This is a genomic window from Planococcus sp. ANT_H30 (genome assembly GCF_008369335.1).
GTDB lineage: Bacteria > Bacillota > Bacilli > Bacillales_A > Planococcaceae > Planococcus > Planococcus kocurii.
Genome location: NZ_VOBJ01000011.1, coordinates 54,323 through 77,860, shown reverse-complemented (window position 1 = coordinate 77,860; position 23,538 = coordinate 54,323). Strand labels below are relative to the sequence as shown.

Sequence of the window (23,538 nt, the reverse complement as noted above, 5' to 3'; positions counted from 1 at the left end):
TGTGTCAAAAGCATATGAAAAAGCAGGCGTCAATATCGAAGCTGGCTATGAAGCAGTAAACCGCATGAAATCGCATGTAGAACGGACAGCGCGTAAAGGAATGCTCGGTGCGTTTGGTGGATTTGGCGGTATGTTCGATTTGTCTGAGCTAAATTTGAAGGAACCGGTTCTTGTTTCCGGAACGGATGGCGTGGGCACAAAACTAAAGCTCGCGTTCATGGCAGACCGTCACGATACAATCGGCATTGATTGTGTTGCGATGTGTGTCAATGACATCGTTGCACAAGGTGCGGAACCTTTATTTTTCTTAGACTATATCGCTGTCGGTAAAGCAATTCCTGAGAAAATTGAACAAATCGTTAAAGGCGTAGCGGATGGTTGTGTGCAATCGGGTGCCGCATTAATTGGCGGAGAAACAGCAGAAATGCCAGGACTTTATGAAGAAGATGAATACGATATTGCTGGGTTTGCGGTCGGAGCTGCGGAGAAATCCAAAATCGTTACAGGCGAAAAAATTGCAGCAGGAGATGTGTTAATCGGACTTGCATCTAGCGGCATTCATTCAAACGGTTATTCACTTGTGCGTCAAATCGTCTTTGAACAAAATCAATTTACATTAGATCAACAAGTTGAAGGTTATGAAGCGCTTGGACCAATTGGTGAAGCGTTGTTAACTCCAACAAAAATTTACGCAAAAGCAGTAGCTGCGATTGGCAAGGAGATTGAAATTCACGGCATGGCACATGTGACAGGTGGCGGATTTAGCGAGAACATTCCACGGATGATGCCAGAAGGCTTAGGCGCAGAAATTTCACTTGGCAGCTGGCCAGTACTTGATATTTTCAAGTTGCTGAAAGAAAAAGGCGAGTTGGCAGACCGCGACTTGTACTCAGTTTTCAATATGGGAATTGGTTTTGTTGTAGCTGTAGCACCTGAAAACGCTGAAAAAGTGTTGGAAATCGCTAAAGCGAATGGTGAACAAGCTTACCAAATTGGTCGGGTTTCAAATACTGAAGGCGTGCAATTCCAAGGACAACAGGACGGCACATTGGATGAAAACTAAAACAAAGATTGCTGTTTTTGCATCTGGCAATGGCTCTAATTTTCAAGCCATTGCCGACGCAATTACGGACGGTAACTTAGAGGCTGAATTAATGCTTGTTGTAACCGACAAGCCACAAGCGTTCGTAGTAGAACGTGCGAAAAAAGCAGGGGTGGCATCTTTTTCTTTTATTCCTTCTAAGTATGACTCCAAGCAACATTACGAAGAAATGTTAAAAGAAAAACTGCAAGCACTTGGAGTAGAATGGATTATCCTTGCAGGCTATATGCGCTTGATTGGCCCGGTTTTACTTGAAGCATATGAAAACCGCATTGTGAATATCCATCCTTCTGTTTTGCCCGCGTTTCCAGGAAAAGATGCAATCGGGCAAACACTTGCAGCAGGGGCAGAAAACGCAGGCGTCACAGTGCATTATGTAGACGCTGGAATGGATACAGGCAACATTATTGCACAACAATCGTTTCCGGTATTAGGTCGTGGACGTGAAGAAGTCGAGCAACAGATCCATCAGATTGAACATGAATTATATCCTGCAACATTGCAGCAATTATTCGACCGGTAAACTGTCGGTCTTAATCTATAGGAGGACTATTTGTGAAAAAAAGAGCATTACTCAGCGTATCGGATAAATCAGGGATTTTGGAATTTGCACAGGAATTGGAAAAAATGGGCTATGAACTGTTATCGACAGGCGGCACTAAAAAATTTCTTGAAGAAAACGGCGTGGCGATTACAGCCGTAGACGAAGTTACGAAATTTCCAGAAATTTTAGGTGGACGTGTAAAAACCTTGCATCCGCTTGTACACGGTGGACTATTAGCCAAACATGATGATGCAGAACATCAAAGTCAAATGGCTGAAAACGGCATTTCGCAGATTGATATTGTCTGTGTTAATTTATACCCGTTCCGTGAAACCATCGTAAAACCAGACGTGACAGTTGATGATGCGATTGAAAACATCGATATTGGCGGTCCAACCATGTTGCGTTCTGCGGCAAAAAATCACGCATACGTTACAGTCATTGTCGATGCGGCTGATTACGCTGAAGTATTGACGGAATTACAAAACAAACAATCTACAACTCCTGAAACGAGACGAGGTTTAGCAGCGAAAGTTTTCCGCCATACAGCAGCTTACGATTCATACATCTCTAATTATTTGACTGACTTGACAGGTGAAGAATATCCGGACCAATTGACGCTTACGTACGAATTGTCTCAAACGCTTCGTTACGGTGAAAATCCTCATCAGAAAGCTGCTTTTTACCGTAGTCCGCTTGGCTCAAGTTTCTCAATTGCCAACGCACATCAAGTACATGGCAAGGAATTATCGTACAACAATATTCAAGATGCCAATGCTGCTCTTCAAATGATTAAAGAATTCAAAATGCCAGCAGCAGTTGCCGTCAAACACATGAACCCCTGTGGTGTTGGTACAGGTGAAACAATCGCAGATGCCTTTGGTAAAGCTTATGAAGCCGATTCAACGTCAATTTTTGGTGGAATTGTTGCTTTAAATCGTGAAGTAGATGCGGATACAGCCAAACAATTAGCGACGATTTTCTTAGAGATTATTATTGCACCATCATTTTCTGATGAAGCAATTGAATTACTGACCCAAAAGAAAAATATCCGTCTATTAACGATTCCATTCGATAGTAAAATTAGCGACAAATGGAACACGGTAACAGTAGAAGGTGGATTATTAATTCAACAACCAGATGTTTTTGGCTATGACGATGCGGCTATTCAAGTTGCTACAGATCGTCAACCGACAGCAGCAGAGCTTGAAGCGTTGAAACTGGGCTGGAATGTTGTAAAACACGTAAAATCTAATGCGATTGTTGTGTGTAATTCGGAAATGACATTAGGAATTGGTGCAGGTCAAATGAACCGTGTTGGTTCTGCTAAAATTGCGTTAGACCAAGCAGGCAGTGCTGCAGAAGGCGCGGTTATGGCATCAGATGCGTTTTTCCCGATGAATGATACGGTAGAAGCAGCTGCAAAAGCAGGCATAAAAGCGATTATTCAACCAGGTGGTTCGAAAAAAGATCAAGATTCGATCGATAAAGCGAACGAGTACGGAATTGCTATGGTGTTTACTGGCGTCCGTCATTTCAAACATTAATCGGGGTGAAACAAGTATGAAGGTATTGGTCATTGGAAGAGGTGGGCGAGAACACGCCATCGTCCGTCAGTTCTCGAAATCTGCTTCGGTCACTAAAGTTTATGCAGCTCCAGGCAATGATGGAATGCGGGAAGATGCTGAAGTCCTTGCTATTGATGAAATGGATTTTGCGGGTCTTGCAGAATTTGCAAAAGAGCAGCAAGTCGATTTTAGTTTTGTCGGACCTGAACAGCCTTTATCAGAAGGAATCGTCGACTTTTTTGAAGCCAAAGGATTGCGCATTTTTGGTCCGTCTAAAGTGGCTGCGCAAATTGAAGGCAGCAAAGCTTTTGCAAAAGAATTAATGAAAAAATACGAAATTCCAACTGCTGGCTATGAGACTTTTACAGAAACTGCATCAGCTATTGAATTTGTTCGTCAACACGGTGCTCCGATTGTCATTAAAGCAGATGGACTTGCGGCTGGGAAAGGTGTCGTTGTGGCAATGACGGAAGAGGAAGCTGTTTCTGCCATTAATGACATGTTAGAAGGTCAAAAGTTCGGAGACTCTGGCTCAAAAGTGGTTATTGAAGAGTTTTTAGACGGTGAAGAATTTTCGTTTATGTCTTTCGTTCATAGCGGTCAAATTTATCCAATGGTCATTTCGCAAGATCATAAACGAGCTTACGATGGAGATCGTGGACCAAACACAGGGGGAATGGGCGCCTATTCACCTGTTCCACAAATTTCACAAGCAATTGTGGATCAAACCTATGCTGAAATTGTAGAACCTGCAGTTAAAGCGATGGCGTCTGAAGAAACACCGTTTAATGGCATCCTTTATACAGGTGTTATTTTAACGAAAAAAGGTCCAAAAGTGATTGAATTTAATGCGCGTTTTGGCGATCCGGAAACGCAAGTTGTTTTACCACGCATGAAGTCAGATTTTGGGCTATTCATGGATGCCATTTTAAAAGGTCAATCGGCTGAACTAGAGTGGGACGAACAAGCCGTACTTGGTGTTGTTGTTGCAGCTGATAATTATCCAGAGACTGTTGAAAAAGGCGCATGCTTACCAGACTTGACGAAACTCACTGGAGTGGAAGTAACTCACGCGGGAACTAAGCTGTCATCTGGCAAGTACGTTGGAAACGGAGGACGTGTGCTGCTCGTTTCAGCAAATGGTTCTTCTATTCAAGACGCTCAGAGAAAAGTTTATGAACAGTTGAACAGTGTAGAGTGGAACGGCTTTTTCTACCGGACAGACATTGGATGGCGTGCAAAATAATTTTATCTCCCATTAATGGCCAGTAGCAATTTTACTGGCTATTAATGTCTAATTGGATCATCTAACATTCAAGAGAAAAAGCCGCTAAATTGAAGTTTATATACATATATGCTATACTTACTGATGACACAAATTCGACAAGAAGATGTGTCATTTTTGTTTTATTGTCTGCCCTATAGGCAATGATTCTAAAGTTGAGGATTTTCAACAGCCCACTTTTACCTCTATATAAACTCCAGAATGACAAACCTATGAAGACCCCAGAAACAAAATTAGCAGGGCATTTAAAAATTGAAGGGAGACAAACTATGAATTGGTATGAAAAGTTAAATCAGTATTTTCCAGTTGAAGAAATGAAGTCGAAAGAGCATATGGATGCATTATTAAAAGAAAAAGGGAGCGTCTACTACAAAGATGAGGGTCCTTATCATGTCTTAATGTATGCAGAATTTCCGCATTTCACATTTGTAGATTACTTGTTTGTGTCAAAAGAATCCCGCGGAATGGGTCTTGGCAGAAAGACTTTGCAGATGTTGAAAGACAAGAAAAAACCCATCATTCTTGAAGTTGAGCCGGTCAATTACGAAGATACTGACACGGAGAAACGTCTGCGATTTTATGCGCGCGAAGGATTTGAACATGCGTCATCTATTGGCTATTGCCGTCGTTCATTAGCAACAGGTGAAGAAAATTCCATGGAAATTCTTTACTGGACGCCAAGCGGTGAAACAGAAGAACAGATTTTTGAAGGCATGCAAAAAATGTACGAAGACATCCATACGTATAAAGATGAACAATTTTACGGAGAATCATATGATTCTGTTACGGATGTTTTGACTTTCCAAGAAGAAGAGAAAAAAGACGTTTTGAAACCTTTTAGCGATCCAATCAATAATCAGTAGCTGATAAAAAATCCACGCGCTATGCGTGGATTTTTTGTGTCCTGAGTAACTTAAAACATGCTTGTTTTTACAGGGAATAACTGTATTTCATTGTATAATTATGCTACGATATTAAGTATTGAACTAGTAGAAAGTAGGTGCCGGCAAATGGTAAATCCGTTATGGAAGAACACAGAGATTCGAAATCAGTTGAAGATTGTTACAAAAGAAATCGCGCCGGATCTCGTTTTGATAAATGCAACGTACCTTCATGGGATTTTTAAGAAATGGGTAACAGGTACTATATGGATTTCTGGAGATCGCATTGTTTATGCTGGGAAAGAAATGCCGAAAATTGACGATGCTACTGAAGTGGTCGATATGACGGATAAACTTATCGTTCCAGGATACATAGAACCTCACGTTCATCCTTCACAATTGTATAATCCACAAAGCTTTGCAGATTATGCGGCTCAAGGAGGAACGACAATGTTCCTTTCGGACAACTTAACCTTCTTTTTAGCGCTAGAAAACAAGAAAGCGTTTTCATTGCTAGATCAATTAGCGAAATTGCCATTTAGCTTTTATTGGTGGACACGTTTTGATTCGCAGACAGAATTGAATAATGAAGATCAGTTATTTACTTCCACATCAGTGGGCGAATGGTTAGATCGTCAAGATGTATTACTTGGTGGGGAACTGACGGGTTGGCCAAAACTAATGGCAGGCGATGATCAGATGTTGTATTGGATTCAAAAAGCCAAAATGGGCTTGAAAAAAATCGAAGGTCATTTCCCAGGTGCTTCGGAAAAGACTCTGGCGCGGATGAGACTGCTTGGAGCTGATGGAGATCATGAGGCGATGACGGTAGATGAAGTCGAAATGCGTTTGCTTCATGGCTATGGCGTTACACTTCGGCATTCTTCGATTCGACCTGATCTGCCAAATCTTTTAAAAGGAATTGTCGAGCGAGAGTTAAACGTTTTTGACAAGTTAATGATGACGACTGATGGCTCAACTCCAGCCTTTCATGTAGACGGGGTTATGGATTTGTGCATTAAAATTGCACTTGAGGCCGGTGTGCCACCGATTGATGCGTATATGATGGCGTCTTATAACGTGGCACGCTATTACAATGTAACAAGCTTGCATGGTTTAATCGCAACGGGGCGTTACGCCAATTTGAATATTCTCGATAGCATGGATAATCCGGTGCCATCTGGGGTCATCTCAAAAGGCGTATGGCTGAAAAAAGATGGAAAAAAAGTTCAATCTTTGCCGAATATCGATTGGTCGATTTTGCCTGACCTTGATCTTGACTATGAACTAACTGAAGGTGATTTCCAATTTTCGATGCCTTTTGGAATTGAAATGATTAATGATGTCATTACGAAACCTTATACGGTCAGTGTTGATACACATGACGCCAACTTATCAAAATCGCATGATGAAAGCTTTTTGATGCTTATCGATAAAAAAGGACAATGGCGTGTGAATACGTTGATTAAAGGTTTTGCACCGGGCTTGGACGGCTTTGCTTCTTCGTATACCAATACAGGTGATATTATTCTGATCGGAAAAAATCGCGAAGATATGTGGCTTGCATTTAACGAATTAAAGCGCATAAAAGGTGGTATTATTCTGACCGAAAACGGCGAAATTATCGAATCTCTGCCGCTGCCTTATGGCGGTGTGATGTCAGATCTGCCAATGGAAGAGTTGATTGATCAAGAGAAAGCATTAAAAAAGTCATTAAACGAACGTGGTTATAAGCATGGTGATGCGGTTTATACGTTATTGTTTTTGCAGGCAACTCATTTACCGTATGTACGGATTACGCAAAAGGGCATTTACGATGTCATGAATAAAAAAATCTTGTTTCCATCATTTATGAGGTAAGCGATATGAAAAATTGGGTTTTTACGTTGCTAGTCCTCGGAGTACTAGCAGCATTTACTACAGGCTTTTGGCTGATTATGAAAAAGGATCCCACTGAAGAGCCAGTGGGGGACCAGGTTTTAACGACTGCTCCGTTCACGGGAGAACGGGCAGTGCCACCAACAAATCGCCGAACTGTCATGGCGGTCATTAATAATCATCCAGATGCCCGCCCGCAGACAGGGCTGACAAATGCAGACATGGTCTTTGAAATGATTGCCGAATATGATATCACGCGGTTTGTTGCGCTTTATCAAAGTGATTTTCCAGAAACACTGGGGCCGATTCGTAGTGCACGGGAGTATTTTGTCCAACTGGCCGCGGCATACGATGGCTTTTTTGTAGCTCACGGCTATAGTCCAGATGCCAAAGTACTGCTAGAATCTGGAGTGGTTGATCATGTCAATGGTATCCAACATGACGGAACTTTATTTCAGCGATCATCCGACCGAGTGGCGCCTCACAACTCCTATATCTCAATGGAAAATGTTTCAAGAGCCATGAAGATTACGCAAGCTTCTACGGAATACAGTGGGAAATCGCCTTATTATTTCTATGACTCGTTCGAAAATGCTAAACTAGAGGAACAGGCTCTTTCGGTAAGTGTGGAGTATGGAACAAATGAGCTGTTTTTTAGTGACTATGTCTATGATAGACAAACGCATTTGTATAGCCGGTCTTCCGGTGGCGAACTGACGACCGATAAAGAAACATCAGAAATTGTCGAAGTTTCAAATATTTTAGTGTTTGAAGCGCCTCACCAAACGATCGATTCGAAAGGGCGCCAATCCATTGATTTGACGAATGGTGGAGCGGCTTTACTTTTCCAAGCAGGAGGCGTTCGTGAAATAGAGTGGAGTTCACTTGATGGAATGCTCGTGCCAACTGCAAATGGAGAGCCGGTAAAACTAGTGCCAGGAAAAACGTGGATTCATATCGTTCCGACTGCCCCAGGAATAGAGCAAACTGTCAGCTATACGCATTGATGATCAGAGCAAGGAAAGGATGATGAAGCTGCATGCAAGTCGACAAAATAAGAGGCCATCAGACAGATCAGTTGATTGAAGCTGTTTTGGCTTTAAAAGATAAAGAAGAGGCTTATCGCTTTTTTGATGATTTGTGCACAATTAGTGAAATCCAATCGATGTCCCAGCGTTTGGAAGTAGCACATATGCTGCGCATGAAAAAAACATATGAAAAAATAAAGAACGAAACAGGCGCGAGTACTGCAACGATTTCTCGTGTGCGCCGTTGCTTGAACTACGGCAATGACGCTTATGACGGAATGTTGGAACGTCTGTATCCAGATGAAAAACCATTTGAACTTCCAAAAGACTGAACAGAGAGCCGACTCTGTTCGGTTTTTTTGTTATACTAAATAGATGATAACTGAGATAAAGTTAGGTGATAAATGGTGGATTTCAAAACATGGCAACATGTCTTTAAATTAGATCCGGCAAAAGAGATCACAGATGAACATTTGGAACGAATTTGCAGATCCGGGACGGATGCCATCTTGATTGGTGGCAGTGATCATGTCACACTCGATAATGTCCTTTGCTTAACAGAACGTGTACAGCGCTACGATGTGCCACTCGTGCTCGAAGTTTCAGCAATTGCCGCTGTGGCGCCTGGCTTTGATTATTATTTTATCCCAACGGTTTTAAACAGCGACAATCCACTGTGGATTAAAGGACTTCATCATAGCGCAATTCGTGAATATGGCGAAATTTTAGAGTGGGATGAACTGATTCCAGAAGGCTATTGTATTCTAAACGCTGACTGTAAAGCAGCAAAACTAACTGGAGCAAAAACAGATTTAACGACAGAAGATGTTTTAGCATATGCGCGCATGGCTGAACATTTTTTCCGTTTGCCTATTTTTTACTTGGAATACAGCGGTATGTTTGGTGACATGGAGTTAGCAGAAAAAGTGAAAAGTGTTCTATGTGAAACCCGCTTGTTTTATGGCGGGGGCATTGATTCAGCAAATATGGCAAAAAAAGCATCTGCAATTGCGGATACCATTGTTGTCGGCAACATCATATATGAAAATATCGAAAAAGCGATGGAAACCGTCGAGGCAGTTGCGGAAACGGCTGATGAATCGTTATACTAGTAAGAACAAATGTTCGAGGTGGTGCGAAATGGAATTGATAACAAAAAGTTTACTAAACGGAATGAATCCGGAACAAGCAGAAGCAGTCAAAACGACAGAAGGTCCTCTACTAATCATGGCAGGTGCGGGATCAGGTAAAACACGTGTATTGACGCACCGTATTGCTTATTTGGTGCTGGAAAAGCAAGTGTATCCATCTAATATTTTAGCCATTACGTTTACCAATAAAGCAGCGCGTGAAATGCGTAACCGGATTGATGGCTTATTAGGGCATGGAACCGGACAACGCATGTGGGCTTCTACGTTCCACTCAATGTGTGTACGTATATTGAGACGCGATATCGATAAGTTAGGAATGTCGAAAAGTTTTTCGATTTTAGATACGACAGACCAATTGACGGTTATTAAAAATGTCTTAAAACAACAAAATTTAGATCCGAAAAAATACGAACCGCGAACAATGTTAAATGCGATTTCATCTTCAAAAAACGAATGCATTGATGCATCGCAGTTTGCAGCGGACATGAATCAATTTAATCCGTACGAAAAAACAGTATCGGATGTTTATACAGCATATGAAAAACGCTTGAAGAAAAATCAGTCACTGGATTTTGATGATTTGATTATGACGACGTTGAATTTGTTTAATACCGTTCCTGAAGTATTGGAATACTATCAAAATAAATTCCATTATATCCATGTAGATGAATACCAAGACACGAACAACGCCCAGTATCAGCTGGTTCAAAAATTAGCGAGCAAATTTAAAAATATTTGTGTGGTTGGCGATTCAGATCAGTCGATTTATCGCTGGCGTGGAGCGGATATCACGAACATTTTGTCGTTTGAGAAAGATTATCCAAATGCGAAAGTCATTATGCTTGAGCAAAATTATCGCTCGACAAAGCGTATTTTGCAGGCAGCTAATGACGTGATTCAAAAAAACACCAGCCGCTATCCGAAAGAATTGCGGACTGATAACGACGAAGGTCCAGCAATCACTTTGCATAAAGCAGGAGATGAGCGACAGGAAGCACAATTTGTTGTTCAAACGATCCAGCGATTAATGGAGGAAGAACAATACAAAACTTCTGATTTTGCGATTTTGTACCGTACGAATGCGCAGTCACGAATTATGGAGGAGATGTTCGTTAAATCGAATATGTCTTATACCATCGTTGGCGGAACAAAGTTCTACGATCGTAAAGAAATTAAAGATTTACTGGCGTATTTGCGCTTGATCGCCAACAACGACGATGATTTGTCTTTAGCTCGTGTCATCAACGAACCAAAGCGTGGAATTGGTGCAACTTCATTCGAGAAAATGGCACGTTTTGCGATTGAACAAGATCGTACGATTATGGATGCATTGCAAGAAGCTGACTTTATGGGGTTAACACCGAAGACGGCACAGACAGCTTTGGAATTCCGCGCGATGATCGATAGTTTTACGCAAATGCAAGAGTATTTATCCGTAACGGAACTGGTAGAAGAAATACTGAAGAAATCGGGCTACCGCCAAATGTTGCAAAACGATAAAACCATAGAAGGCGAAAGCCGTTTAGAAAACTTGGAAGAGTTTTTATCCGTCACGAAAGCTTTTGAAAAGCAAAGTGACGACAAATCATTAGTCGCTTTCTTAACCGATTTAGCATTGATTTCGGATATCGATTCATTAGATGACGAAGAAGATGCAGATGGCCCGATTATTTTAATGACGATGCACGCAGCAAAAGGATTGGAGTTTCCTGTCGTGTTCATCATTGGACTGGAAGAAAACGTCTTTCCGCATTCACGATCGAATAACGACGACGAAGAATTAGAAGAAGAACGTCGTCTTGCTTACGTAGGAATTACGCGTGCGGAACAGCGATTGTATTTGACGCATGCGTCTTCACGCACATTGTTTGGGAAAAGTAATTTCAATATGCCTTCACGGTTTATTTCGGAGATTTCAGAAGAGCTGATTGAACAAACACGAGCGCACCATCGTGCTGGTGCTGCAACCAGTTATCGACAAGTACCGAAACGACCCGCTGTAACGCGTCCTAGCTATAATCAGTCAGGCAGTGAAAAGTTGGGTTGGAAAACGGGCGATAAAGCAACGCATAAAAAATGGGGTACCGGAACGGTCGTTAGCGTTAAAGGCGAAGGCGAACAAACCGAACTTGATATTGCCTTTCCAAGTCCTGTCGGCATTAAACGTTTATTGGCGAAATTTGCGCCGATTGAAAAAGTATAATCGGGAGGAAACTAGATGGATCGCTTAAAAGCAGAACAACGTGTAAATGAATTAAACGAAATGCTCCGGAACTATGGTCATGCTTATTATGTACTCGATAAACCGGCCGTTCCGGATGCAATATATGATCAATTACTGAATGAATTAATCGACTTAGAAACGCTTTATCCTGATCTGGTTTTCCCAGATTCACCAACTCAACGTGTTGGCGGAGCACCACTTTCAACTGTCGATAAAGTCACGCATGAACGTCCAATGCTCAGTTTATCTAATGTTTTTGACGAAGAGGATTTACATGAATTTGATAAACGAGTACGCAGTGGTGCAGGTGACAAGATTGAGTATGTTTGCGAGCTGAAAATTGATGGTCTTGCGGTATCACTGTTGTATGAAAACGGTAAATTCGTCAAAGGAGCAACACGCGGAGACGGTCGTATTGGTGAAGATATCACGGTTAATCTACGAACCATCCGTACTATCCCACTCAAATTAAAAGAAGCCGTCTCGCTTGAAGTGCGCGGCGAAGTCTTCATGCCCAAAAAATCCTTCCATGCCTTGAACGAAGAGCGTGGTGAACGAGGCGAAGAGCTATTCGCCAATCCACGAAACGCTGCGGCAGGATCGCTACGTCAATTGGATCCTAAAATTGCAGCGAGCCGAAATTTGGATGTTTTTATTTATGGAATTGGTGGCGACGGGGAAACATATAATTTATCAAACCACGATGAATCCCTTGATTATCTTGCAGGTCTCGGCTTTAAAACAAATAAAGAACGCCAAGTGTGTACGACTGTTGAAGAAGTATTGGCGTATATTAAAAAGTGGACTGACAAACGAAATGACTTGCCCTATGAAATTGACGGCATCGTCATTAAAGTCAATCAATTTTTATACCAGCAAGAACTTGGCTTTACAGCGAAAAGTCCAAAATGGGCAACAGCTTATAAATTTCCGGCAGAAGAAGTAATGACGACTGTACGCGATATTGAATTGAGTGTTGGGCGAACGGGAGTTGTGACACCAACTGCGATATTAGATCCAGTATCGGTTGCAGGAACGACTGTGCAACGTGCTTCTTTGCACAACGAAGATTTGATCAAAGAAAAAGATATTCGAATTGGCGATAAAGTGATCATTCGAAAAGCGGGAGACATTATTCCAGAAGTCGTAGCTGTCATTCTTGATCAACGAACTGAAGAAGAACTGCCTTTTGAAATGCCGACTCATTGTCCGGCATGTGATAGCGAGTTAGTTCGCATCGAAGGAGAAGTTGCGCTTCGCTGCGTCAATCCGCAATGTCCGGCACAAATCACAGAAGGACTCATTCACTTTGTGTCACGTAACGCGATGAATATTGACGGGCTTGGTGAAAAAGTGATTGAGCAATTGTACCGGGAAGGCTTGGTTCACGACATTTCTGATATTTACAAGCTAACAAAAGAACAATTGCTAGAACTAGATCGAATGGGTGACAAGTCTGCATCCAACTTAGTAGCAGCGATTGAGGCTTCTAGAAGCAATTCGATGGAGAAATTGTTGTTTGGTCTGGGTATCCGCCATGTTGGCGAAAGAGGAGCGCGTATTTTATCCGAACATTTTGGAACGTTAGCACAATTAATCGCAGCAACAAAAGAAGAACTAGTCGAAATACATGAAATTGGCGAAAAAATGGCGGATTCTATCGTGATGTATTTTGATAGTGAAGAAGTTCGTGCATTGGTGGAACGTTTGCACGAAGCGAACGTCAATCTAACTTATACGGGTACACGAGTACGTATCGAAGAAGGCGCAAATGCATTTGCAGGAAAGAAAATCGTTTTGACAGGTAAGCTGGAACAAATGACTCGTCAAGAGGCTAGCGCTCAAATTGAGGCACTTGGAGGCAAGCTGTCAGGCAGCGTGAGCAAGAAAACAGATTTGCTTATTGCAGGTGAAGAAGCAGGTTCAAAGCTCGATAAAGCGCGCGAGCTTAAAGTAGAGATTTGGGACGAAGCACGTCTCGTTGAGGAATTGAACAAATAAGGAGATTTTAACATGAAGCGTATGTGGTGGATTCCAATCAGCTTGCTGCTGCTAACGGGATGTGTTCCTTCCGAGACCGATGAGGAAGCAGAAGTAGTAAATGAAAAAGAAGAAGTAGAGACGGCGATTATTCCAAGCATGCAGTTGGATGATCAATATTATCGTACGCTTCTGCCATATAAAGAAAGTGCCACAAGAGGAAAAATCGTTAATCGCCTAAATTCTCGTTACGATATTGTGGAGACAGAAAATGGGTTGTTGCGCTTGTCGCAAAAACAATTTTCGCCTGACGATTATTATTTCCAGGAAGGGCAGAAAATCACGGATGAAGATGCCACTTCCTGGCTACAACGCACCAGTACAGACAATCCAGCAGGTTTAAATGCAGCGGACAAACGAACTGAAGAGCAGAAAAAAGCAGGCGAACGTGCACCTGCAGAAATACTGGCACACATCACCGAACAGAACTATTTAGTGAAGACGGATGAGGGGAAAATTCGGCTTGGTGGTATCTCAATAGGTCTGGCCTTGAATACGATGTATTATAGCTCTGAAGGCGGAATGTCCTATGAACAGGAAATTCCTCAAGCACAAATCGAAAAAGAAGGCAAGCGCATGGCCGACGAAATTGTTAAACGCCTACGTGAAAAAGAAGGACTAGCGGATGTACCAATCGTAGTAGGACTTTTTAAACAAAACGCAGGAAATGCAATGGTACCAGGTACGTATTTTGCTTCTGGTGCTGCACCGGGTGGCAAACAAACTGTTGCCAACTGGAATGCCGTAAACGAAGCGTACGTGCTGTTTCCAACTTCAGGTTCAGATGAACGTTACCGAGACATCGATACGGCTTTTCGCAATTTCAAACAAGACGTGGAAATCTACTTTTCCAATTTTACAAGTGTAATCGGGACAGGGTTTTATCAGAACAATGAACTAAAAGAATTGAAAATTGAAATCCCTATCCAATTTTTTGGAGCAGCTGAAGTGATTGGTTTTACACAATACGTGACTGGTTTAGTGGCAGAACATTTCCCTGAAAATGTATTAGTTGAAGTTAGTGTTACTTCGACTAACGGTCCAGAAGCATTGGTTTTGAAAAAAGCGGGAGAAACTAAACCGTTTGTTCACATTTACGAATAATTTATGTTAAAACAGGGATAGCCATGCGGCTGTCCCTATTTATTTTTTTAGAAAAATGGTATGATATAGCGTATGTTTACTGAATCCGGAGGTGTAGAAAAATGGCGAAAATGACTAAAGAAGAAGTAATTGAAGTCGCTCATTTGGCGAGACTTGCAATTACTGATGAAGAAGCGGAACATTTTGCAGATCAATTAGAAGCAATTACCAACGCAATGGAATTGTTAAGTGAATTGGATACGGAAAATGTTGAACCAACGACGCATGTATTGCAAATGGTCAACGTTTTACGAGAAGATAAATCCATCCCAGGATTAGATCGTGATTTGGTTATGAAAAACGTGAAAGAACATGAAGGCGGACAAGTTAAAGTCCCAACAATTTTAGAGTAGTCGGAAGGAGGCACTAAAGATGTCATTGGTAGAAAAAACAGCTGCACAATTGCAAGAAATGATACATACAAAAGAAATAACGATTGCTGAAATGACCGAAAAAGCATTTGAACGCATCGAAGCTCTTGAACCCAAAGTAGATGCATTTCTTGCGTTAAACAAAGAACGCGCAACACAACTTGCAAAAGAAATGGATAGTGTGCCTTTTGCTGAACGTGGACCTTTATTTGGTTTGCCTATCGGAGTAAAAGACAATATTGTCACAGAAGGTCTTGAAACAACTGCTTCTAGCCGTATTTTAGAAGGATTTAATCCAATCTATGATGCAACAGTCGTAGACAAATTAAAAGCTGCTGGAATGGTGACCGTCGGAAAACTAAATATGGATGAATTTGCAATGGGTTCGTCTAACGAAAACTCGTATTACAAAAAAACAAAAAACCCATGGAATCTTGAAACTGTTCCGGGTGGTTCTTCAGGCGGGTCTGCTGCTGCAGTTGCGTCAGGACAAGTTCCGTTTTCGCTAGGATCAGATACGGGTGGCTCAATTCGTCAACCTGCTGCTTTTTGTGGTGTAGTTGGTATGAAGCCTACTTACGGACGAATTTCGCGTTTTGGGTTGATTGCTTATGCTTCATCGTTAGATCAAATCGGTCCAATTACACGAACTGTAAAAGACAACGCACTCCTGTTAAATGCGATTTCGGGATATGACGACAAAGATTCAACTTCTGCTAATGTTGAAGTTCCGGATTTCACTGCGGCATTGACGGGTGACATTACAGGATTACGCATCGGTGTTCCAAAAGAATATTTTGCTGAAGGTGTTGGCGAAGCAGCAAAACAAGCTGTTCTTGATGCTTTGAAAGTGCTTGAAGAACGGGGTGCGATTTGTGAAGAAATTTCACTGCCTCATTCGAAATACGCATTAGCTACGTATTATATTTTGGCTTCTTCTGAAGCTTCATCTAACCTGTCACGTTTCGATGGCATTCGTTATGGCTACCGCACAGAAAAAGCAGGAAGTCTTCTTGAGTTTTACATGAATACGCGCTCTGAAGGATTTGGTGATGAAGTAAAACGCCGCATCATGCTTGGAACGTATGCACTAAGCTCAGGTTATTACGATGCTTACTACAAAAAAGCACAAAAAGTTCGGACATTGATCAAAAAAGACTTTGATGATGCATTTGAAAAATACGATGTCATCGTTGGTCCAACAACGCCAACACCAGCATTTAAAATTGGTGAAATCATTGACGATCCATTAACAATGTATGCAAACGATATTTTAACAATTCCAGTTAACTTAGCAGGTGTTCCAGCTATCTCTATTCCTTGTGGGTTTGAAAATGGTCTACCACTAGGTTTGCAAATTATCGGGAAACATTTTGATGAAGAAACCGTTTATCGTGTTGCAGATGTATATGAACAAGCAACAGATTTCCATAAAAAAACTCCTCAAACATGGGAGGGAGCAGCACAATGAATTTTGAAACAATCATTGGACTTGAAGTCCACGTTGAACTAAAAACAGAATCGAAAATGTTTTCTCCAGCACCGGCTCATTTTGGTGCGGAACCGAATACCAATACAAACGTCATTGACCTTGGCTATCCAGGTGTTTTACCAGTAGTGAATAAAACAGCAGTGGACTGGGCAATGAGAGCGGCACTTGCATTAAACTGCGAAATTACGCGCCACACGAAATTTGATCGCAAAAACTATTTTTATCCAGATAACCCGAAAGCTTATCAAATTTCACAATTTGATCAGCCGATTGGTGAGCATGGCTGGATTGAAATTGAAGTAAAAGGCGAGAAAAAACGGATTGGCATTACCCGTCTTCATATGGAAGAAGATGCAGGGAAACTAACGCACACGGGCAAAGGCCATTCATTGGTTGACTTTAACCGTCAAGGCACACCATTAATCGAAATTGTTTCTGAGCCAGATATTCGTACAGCTGATGAAGCGTATGCGTATCTTGAAAAAATCAAAGCCATTATTCAGTACACAGGCGTTTCTGATGTACGCATGGAAGAAGGATCATTGCGTTGCGACGCGAACATTTCGCTTCGTCCGTTTGGTCAAGAACAATTTGGCACAAAAACCGAATTGAAAAACTTAAACTCGTTCAACTTTGTTCGTAAAGGGATTGAGCATGAGCAAGTTCGTCAAGAGCAAGTGTTATTGTCCGGTGGGATTATCGAGCAAGAAACACGTCGTTACGACGAATCCACAGGAAAAACCTTGTTGATGCGCATTAAAGAAGGATCTGACGATTATCGTTACTTCCCTGAACCTGATCTTGTCGATATCGTTATTGATGATGCTTGGCTAGAACGCGTTCGTTCAGAAATTCCAGAATTGCCAGATGCACGAAAAGCTCGTTATGTTTCAGAGCTAGGCATGTCTTCTTATGACGCTATGGTTCTGACACTAGCAAAACCAATTTCGGATTTCTTCGAAGCAACAGTAACTGCTGGCGCCGACGCAAAACTGTCATCTAACTGGTTGATGGGGGAAGTATCTGCTTACTTGAACGCTGAGCAAAAAGAACTTGAAGATACGGAATTAACACCAGAAGGTTTGGCTGGTATGATCAAATTGATTTCAGATGGCACCATTTCATCTAAAATTGCGAAGAAAGTCTTTAAGGAATTGATTGAAAAAGGCGGCGACGCGAACAATATCGTTAAAGCGAAAGGACTTGTTCAGATCTCTGATGAGAACACATTGCGTGAATTCGTTACAGCAGCTCTTGACAATAATCCACAGTCGATTGAAGACTTTAAAAACGGTAAAGATCGAGCAATTGGTTTCCTTGTCGGGCAAATCATGAAACAAACTAAAGGGCAAGCAAATCCGCCATTGCTTAATAAAATTCTTCTTGAAGAAATTGCTAAAAGATAAGCTTTACCTATGTGAAAGGATGGTCCATTATGGATCATCCTTTTTTATGGGTTGGGTAAAGTTAAAGCGATACCGGCCACTTTGAGCATTGCTCTCGCTAAAGCTAAGAAAAATCCGTTTGTCTTTAGCTTCGTTTAGCCGATGGACGCGCTTCGTGCTGGAATCGGCTTCTTTTAGTTAGGAGAATTGCAGGTAAAAGTTTATTTTATGCTTAGTGAAACTAAGTTAAACTTTAGACGTCTTTAAGTTGACCGTTAATTAGTGGTGACTTACACCGCTGTAAATCAGCATTTCTTCACCTAAGCCTTGAAGACTTTGCTACATAACAGTAAACTGGTAGTAAAGATAAGTTTGGATCAATAGCATGTGCTTGATGGATCTTGTAATTTCAACTGAATTCATGTGAATGAACCTTCTAATTCGAGAGGAACCGACTGTTTAGTAGAAAGTAGGAAGAGGGAGACGTGATTGTATGATGACGGAGCAGCAGTATTTTGAAGCTGGCATTACTTTGGAAAGTTATATGGCTCAAATGGAGTCGAATCAGCAAAAGTCCTATAGCATCTATGAGAAGTTTAACCTTCCAGAAGACTCGGAATTTATGGCGTTGCTAAAAGAAAAGCAACCTCATATTTTGGTTATTACTGAAGATTGGTGTGGCGATGCGATGATGAATAATGCCATCCTGCGAAAAATCACAGATGCGGTTCATTTAGAGGTTCATTGCGTATACCGTGATGAAAATCTCGAATTGATGGATCGTTATTTAACGAATAGCGGACGTTCAATTCCTAAATACATTATTCTTTCAAAAGATGGCAAGGTTCTGGGTACTTGGGGACCACGAGCACCTGAAGTTCAAAACTTTGTCGATGAAAAGAAATCGGTACTTCCGGATAAAGACGACTCCCAATACGAGCATCACTTGAAGACCGTTATTGGTGAGATTTCAGATGGATTTGTATATAACAATGGTTTTTGGCAAATCGTTTATGAAGACTTACGTCAAGCATTTCAAAAAGCACTAACATAAATGAATGATCTATTTTTAGAAAACCTATAACTGCTTACCTAGAAAATGTTTTGTCGATCTTTACAGAAAGTCCAGAAAGGCTGAATCTCATGAAACGTGCACGTATTATATACAATCCAACTTCCGGCCGTGAGTTGTTCCGAAAACACCTGCCTGAAGTTTTAGAAAAAATGGAAAAAGCGGGCTACGAAACATCTTGTCACGCGACAACTTGTGAAGGCGATGCCATTCAAGCCGCAGCTTTTGCTGTGGAGCGGAAGTTTGATTTAGTAATTGCTGTGGGTGGAGACGGTACGTTAAACGAAGTTGTTTCAGGAATCGCTCCTTTTGAAAATCGTCCCAAAGTGGGTCTTATTCCAATGGGAACGACCAATGACTTTGCTCGCGCTGTTCATATTCCACGCGATATAACAAAAGCTGTTGATATTATTCTTAAAGGTGATTCAATTCCTGTGGATATTGGGTTAATGAATGGTGATCGGTATTTTATTAACATTGCAGGGGGCGGCAGGCTGACGGAGCTAACGTATGAAGTTCCAAGCAAGTTAAAAACAGTTCTCGGTCAAATGGCTTATTATTTAAAAGGCATCGAGATGCTGCCTTCGATTCGATCTTCACGTGTTCGGATTGAATACGATGGTCAAGTTTTTGATGACAGTGCCATGATGTTTTTGATCGGATTGACTAATTCGGTTGGAGGATTTGAAAAATTAGCGCCTGATGCTAGTATTAACGACGGGAAGTTTACGTTATTAATTTTAAAAGAGCTCAATATGGCTGAGTTTATCCGTGTTGCCTCTTTAGCTCTTCGGGGTGAACATTTATCGGACTCTCATGTAATTTATGCTAAAGCCAGCAAAATTACAGTAACGACAGAAGAACGAGTATTACTCAATTTAGATGGAGAGTATGGTGGGTTACTGCCAGCTGTATTCGAAAACTTAGCTAGTCATATTGAGATGTATGTACCGATTGATTCATTGAACGAAAAAGACCGTAAATAAAAATAAGTCGTCCGGTAAGTCTCTAAAATAAAACAGACGGTGGAAAAAGAGTTCTTTTTCCACCGTCTGTTTTTTTTGGATTGCTGCCAAGAATATAGAACTCGGTGTGCATTTTTAGAAGCAAAAGAGGCCGTACTCAAAAAGTCATTGTTCATGACTTTTTGGGACAGCCCCGTTTGCTAGTTACTATTTTGCGACATTCTAAAGTAGTTCGATTGCTTTGTCTTGTTCTGCTGCAAGCTGCGGCAGACTTTTAATCGATTCCCAGCGGAATAACAACGTCATGCCGTTATCACGGCCCTGGCTTTTAATCATGTGTTCAAAAAATTCAATAGGTTCTCCGGTATATTCAAATTGAAAAATATTCCGTTCGTATGCCTTATCCTGATGTTCAGGATAATACGTATACTTGTGGATTTTCCCTACAAAGTCAAGAACTTCACGTGGCAAACCTGTTTCTTCTTTTACTTCTCGGTATAATGCATCGATCAATAGTTCGCCGTCTTCGATTGTGCCACCTGGAACTTGCAGGCCAACTTCTGGTTCTCCTTTGTATTCGAATACAAGCAATTCACGATTTTCATCATCGCCTCTTGTGATATAAGCAAATACTTTCCGTTTTGTTCTCATGATGAATCACCCTTTTTCTTTGTTCTTTATAGAATACTAAAAATTGAGAAAAATTTCAATTCTTTTTACTTCGTTTTTGTCACAGCTTATTCAAAGTTGGTTGTGATACCAAGGCTTAGGAAGAGTTTTGGCAAGTGCGTTTGATGTACAATAGGAACTAAGGGAACAGTAAATTACATGTTTGAAAAAAGGAGACGAGTAGATTGGAATTCCAAGATCCAGCTTTTCTGAGTCGTATTCTAACGCTTTTGACTTTATCATTCCATATTCTCTACGCAACAATCGGCGTAGGGGTACCACTCATGATTATGATCGCCCAGTGGGTGGGGATTAAGAAAAAAGATGAACATTATATTTTGATGGCTCGCCGTTGGGCAAGAGGCTTTGTTATAACCGTAGCTGTAGGAGTTGTAACCGGTACGGCGATCGGCTTGCAGTTATCGCTGTTGTGGCCGAATTTTATGCAATTAGCAGGGAACGTCATTGCGTTGCCATTGTTTATGGAAGTTTTTGCGTTTTTCTTCGAGGCAATTTTCCTCGGGATTTACCTTTATACATGGGATCGCTTTGAAGATCAGCGGAAGCATTTCCTGCTACTGATTCCGGTTGCACTGGGTGCAGCCGCATCGTCCGTTTTTATCACCATTGTCAACGCCTTTATGAACCAACCACAGGGCTTTGAAATACTAAATGGTGAAATGGTTAACGTCAGCCCGCTACTGGCGATGTTTAGTCCTGCAGTACCGACAAAAGTAGCGCACGTTATGGCGACAGCTTTCATGACCAGCGCATTTTTACTGGCTTCTATTGCGGCTTTCCGAATGTTACGTGGCTCTACGCATATTTATCACAAAAAAGCTTTGTTCTTGACGATGAAGTTAGCATTGGTATTTTCTGTCGCTACGGCTTTAATTGGTGATTTTTCTGGTAAGTATTTGGCAGAGTATCAGCCGGAAAAATTGGCAGCTGCTGAGTGGCATTTTGAAACCGAAGAAGATGCTGGTTTGGTCATGTTTGGAGTTTTAGATGGTGAAGAAGTGAAGTACGCCATTAAGATTCCATATGCTTTAAGCATACTGGCGCACAGTAATCCATTTGCTGAAGTAACAGGTCTTAATGAGTTCCCAGAGGACGAAATTCCACCATTATGGATCCACTATCTTTTTGATACGATGGTCACTATTGGGATGTGGCTAGCCTTCTTCTCCTTTGTCTATGTTGTGGCGGCTTGGCGTAACTGGTCGTTTATACGGACAAAATGGTTCCGTTGGCTAACAGTAGCAGGAGGTCCTTTGGCACTCGTGGCTATTGAAGCAGGATGGTGGTTTACAGAAGTAGGACGCCAGCCTTGGATTCTTCGAGGTCATATGAAGATTGATGAAGCGGCAACTACTAGTGGTCATGTGGACTTGATGATTGTTTTGTTTGCTGGCTTGTATTTGATTCTAGGAATCGGGACGGTTGTTGTTCTTTCGAGAATGTATAGACGCAACCCCGTTGAAAAAGAATTAGCAGCACGTGAAAATGGCAAAGGCGGTGAAGAAGAATGACTCTAGAAATTATTGGGATTTCTGTTTTATGGTTGTTTCTGTTTCTATACGTCATCGTGGCGTCGATTGACTTCGGCGCCGGCTTCTTTAATGCCTATAGCTCGTTTGTTGGCAAGCAACATATTTTGACAGGGGTTATTCAGCGCTACTTGTCACCAGTTTGGGAAGTTACCAACGTATTTTTTGTTTTCTTCTTTGTCGGGATTATCGGATTTTTTCCGCAAACCGCTTTTTACTACGGTACAACCTTATTAGTTCCAGCTAGTCTAGCATTGATACTGCTGGCGATTCGAGGTTCCTATTACGCTTTTGCGACTTACGGAGCAAAAATCAATCATAGAGGGTATATCTATATGTATGGGTTGTCTGGGCTGTTGTTACCAGCGGCATTATCACCAGTTCTTGCCATGTCTGAAGGTGGCTTTATCCAACTTGATAATGGCCAGCCTTACTTGGATTACTGGGCATTGTTCACCAGTCCGTTAATGTGGAGTATTGTCGTTTTGAGTTTAACAGCAGTTCTTTATATTTCGTCGGTATTTTTAACTTGGTACTCATCGAAAGCTGGTGATGCGAAAGCGACTGATTTGATGCGTAAATATGCACTCGTTTGGGCAGCTCCCGCAATCGTTACTGCAACCGGGATTATTTACGAACTGCGTGGCCACAATCCAGAGCATTACGCTCGTATTCTTGATTTATGGTGGGCATTCGCATTGTCGTTCTTATTGTTTGCTGGAACGGTTTACCTAATTTGGAAAAAGCGTCATTACGGTTGGGCTTTTATTTTGTTAATGGGTCAGTTCTTTACAGCATTCTTCGCCTATGGTGCATCCCATTACCCGTACTTGCTTTATCCGTATTTGACGATATATGACAGCTTTACAAATGAAGCCATGGCGATTGCTTTGATCATTGCATTTATCGCAGGGCTGTTCTTGTTGTTGCCATCGCTTTACTTGTTGTTCCGTCTGTTCTTGTTCGATAAGGACTACGTGGAAGGCAAATCAGATTACCACGCATAAGAGGAGGCATTATTCATGCAGGATTTCATGATATTTTATGCACCATTTCTAGTGTTGTTCGGAGCCATTATTTTTGGTTTCTGGTTCTCTCTGAAAGATGGTCCCGCTAGAAAAGAAAAAAATTAGGAACGCGTACAGGCTTTTGCCTGACGCGTTTTTTTGTTGTATGATAAGTAGATGTGA

Annotated in this window: 21 protein-coding genes; 20 read left to right on the top strand and 1 reads right to left on the bottom strand. The window is 41.5% G+C overall.

Annotated features, from left to right (window positions below; all coding sequences use genetic code 11):
* Position 1: 1 nt before the first annotated feature.
* The 17 genes from purM to FQ085_RS16470 all read left to right on the top strand — a co-directional run bounded on the left by purM (position 2) and on the right by FQ085_RS16470 (position 20,150).
* Positions 2-1,063 (top strand): phosphoribosylformylglycinamidine cyclo-ligase, encoded by a 1,062-nt coding sequence (gene purM / locus FQ085_RS16550; RefSeq protein ID WP_149457184.1) that lies wholly within the window; start codon positions 2-4, stop codon positions 1,061-1,063.
* Positions 1,053-1,625, top strand: a complete 573-nt coding sequence (purN, locus tag FQ085_RS16545; RefSeq protein ID WP_149457183.1) for a phosphoribosylglycinamide formyltransferase — start codon at positions 1,053-1,055, stop codon at positions 1,623-1,625. The genes purM and purN overlap by 11 nt, the downstream gene beginning before the upstream one ends.
* A 32-nt stretch (positions 1,626-1,657) precedes the next feature.
* Positions 1,658-3,193, top strand: coding sequence for a bifunctional phosphoribosylaminoimidazolecarboxamide formyltransferase/IMP cyclohydrolase (gene purH / locus FQ085_RS16540; protein ID WP_149457182.1), 1,536 nt, complete (start codon positions 1,658-1,660; stop codon positions 3,191-3,193).
* 16 nt (positions 3,194-3,209) lie between these two features.
* Complete coding sequence (gene purD, locus FQ085_RS16535; protein WP_149457181.1) at positions 3,210-4,460, top strand: phosphoribosylamine--glycine ligase; 1,251 nt, start codon at positions 3,210-3,212, stop codon at positions 4,458-4,460.
* Positions 4,461-4,768: 308 nt separating this feature from the next.
* A complete protein-coding gene (locus FQ085_RS16530) occupies positions 4,769-5,362 on the top strand; it encodes a GNAT family N-acetyltransferase (RefSeq protein ID WP_058386944.1) in 594 nt (197 codons plus the stop codon).
* Between the two features lie 147 nt (positions 5,363-5,509).
* Entirely contained in the window at positions 5,510-7,240 is a 1,731-nt protein-coding gene (locus FQ085_RS16525) for an adenine deaminase C-terminal domain-containing protein (RefSeq protein WP_149457180.1), read from the top strand.
* 5 nt (positions 7,241-7,245) lie between these two features.
* Entirely contained in the window at positions 7,246-8,265 is a 1,020-nt protein-coding gene (locus FQ085_RS16520; protein ID WP_058386051.1) for a DUF3048 domain-containing protein, read from the top strand.
* A 32-nt stretch (positions 8,266-8,297) separates the two neighbouring features.
* A complete protein-coding gene (locus FQ085_RS16515) occupies positions 8,298-8,618 on the top strand; it encodes a YerC/YecD family TrpR-related protein (RefSeq protein ID WP_008432175.1) in 321 nt (106 codons plus the stop codon).
* A 75-nt stretch (positions 8,619-8,693) separates the two neighbouring features.
* Positions 8,694-9,398 (top strand): heptaprenylglyceryl phosphate synthase, encoded by a 705-nt coding sequence (pcrB, locus tag FQ085_RS16510; protein WP_058386050.1) that lies wholly within the window; start codon positions 8,694-8,696, stop codon positions 9,396-9,398.
* 28 nt (positions 9,399-9,426) lie between these two features.
* On the top strand, positions 9,427-11,640 hold the full coding sequence (pcrA, locus tag FQ085_RS16505; RefSeq protein WP_058386049.1) for a DNA helicase PcrA: 2,214 nt from the start codon (positions 9,427-9,429) through the stop codon (positions 11,638-11,640).
* Between the two features lie 15 nt (positions 11,641-11,655).
* Positions 11,656-13,662 carry an NAD-dependent DNA ligase LigA gene (ligA, locus tag FQ085_RS16500; RefSeq protein WP_058386048.1) on the top strand — a complete coding sequence of 669 codons (2,007 nt, stop codon included), beginning with the start codon at positions 11,656-11,658 and terminating at the stop codon, positions 13,660-13,662.
* Between the two features lie 12 nt (positions 13,663-13,674).
* Positions 13,675-14,805, top strand: a complete 1,131-nt coding sequence (locus tag FQ085_RS16495) for a CamS family sex pheromone protein (protein WP_058386047.1) — start codon at positions 13,675-13,677, stop codon at positions 14,803-14,805.
* Positions 14,806-14,906: 101 nt separating this feature from the next.
* Positions 14,907-15,197, top strand: coding sequence for an Asp-tRNA(Asn)/Glu-tRNA(Gln) amidotransferase subunit GatC (gatC, locus tag FQ085_RS16490; protein WP_058386046.1), 291 nt, complete (start codon positions 14,907-14,909; stop codon positions 15,195-15,197).
* 19 nt (positions 15,198-15,216) lie between these two features.
* The gene (gatA, locus tag FQ085_RS16485; RefSeq protein ID WP_071153258.1) at positions 15,217-16,686 is read left to right on the top strand and encodes an Asp-tRNA(Asn)/Glu-tRNA(Gln) amidotransferase subunit GatA; all 1,470 of its coding nucleotides are present in this window, start codon (positions 15,217-15,219) and stop codon (positions 16,684-16,686) included.
* A complete protein-coding gene (gene gatB, locus FQ085_RS16480; RefSeq protein ID WP_058386044.1) occupies positions 16,683-18,113 on the top strand; it encodes an Asp-tRNA(Asn)/Glu-tRNA(Gln) amidotransferase subunit GatB in 1,431 nt (476 codons plus the stop codon). The genes gatA and gatB overlap by 4 nt, the downstream gene beginning before the upstream one ends.
* A gap of 472 nt (positions 18,114-18,585) precedes the next feature.
* Positions 18,586-19,146 (top strand): thioredoxin family protein, encoded by a 561-nt coding sequence (locus FQ085_RS16475; RefSeq protein WP_058386043.1) that lies wholly within the window; start codon positions 18,586-18,588, stop codon positions 19,144-19,146.
* Between the two features lie 89 nt (positions 19,147-19,235).
* Complete coding sequence (locus FQ085_RS16470) at positions 19,236-20,150, top strand: diacylglycerol kinase (RefSeq protein WP_058386042.1); 915 nt, start codon at positions 19,236-19,238, stop codon at positions 20,148-20,150.
* Positions 20,151-20,351: 201 nt separating this feature from the next.
* On the opposite strand, the gene FQ085_RS16465 is transcribed toward FQ085_RS16470, so the two are convergent.
* Entirely contained in the window at positions 20,352-20,780 is a 429-nt protein-coding gene (locus tag FQ085_RS16465) for an NUDIX hydrolase (protein ID WP_058386041.1), read from the bottom strand.
* A gap of 203 nt (positions 20,781-20,983) precedes the next feature.
* Here FQ085_RS16465 and FQ085_RS16460 point away from each other — a divergent pair, with 203 nt between their 5' ends.
* Genes FQ085_RS16460 through cydS form a run of 3 tightly spaced genes read left to right on the top strand, consistent with a single transcriptional unit; the run spans position 20,984 to position 23,481 of the window.
* Positions 20,984-22,330 (top strand): cytochrome ubiquinol oxidase subunit I, encoded by a 1,347-nt coding sequence (locus FQ085_RS16460; RefSeq protein ID WP_058386040.1) that lies wholly within the window; start codon positions 20,984-20,986, stop codon positions 22,328-22,330.
* Positions 22,327-23,355 carry a cytochrome d ubiquinol oxidase subunit II gene (locus FQ085_RS16455; protein ID WP_058386039.1) on the top strand — a complete coding sequence of 343 codons (1,029 nt, stop codon included), beginning with the start codon at positions 22,327-22,329 and terminating at the stop codon, positions 23,353-23,355. The genes FQ085_RS16460 and FQ085_RS16455 overlap by 4 nt, the downstream gene beginning before the upstream one ends.
* 15 nt (positions 23,356-23,370) lie before the next feature.
* The gene (gene cydS / locus FQ085_RS18505; RefSeq protein WP_410477416.1) at positions 23,371-23,481 is read left to right on the top strand and encodes a cytochrome bd oxidase small subunit CydS family protein; all 111 of its coding nucleotides are present in this window, start codon (positions 23,371-23,373) and stop codon (positions 23,479-23,481) included.
* The last annotated feature ends 57 nt before the right edge of the window (positions 23,482-23,538 follow it).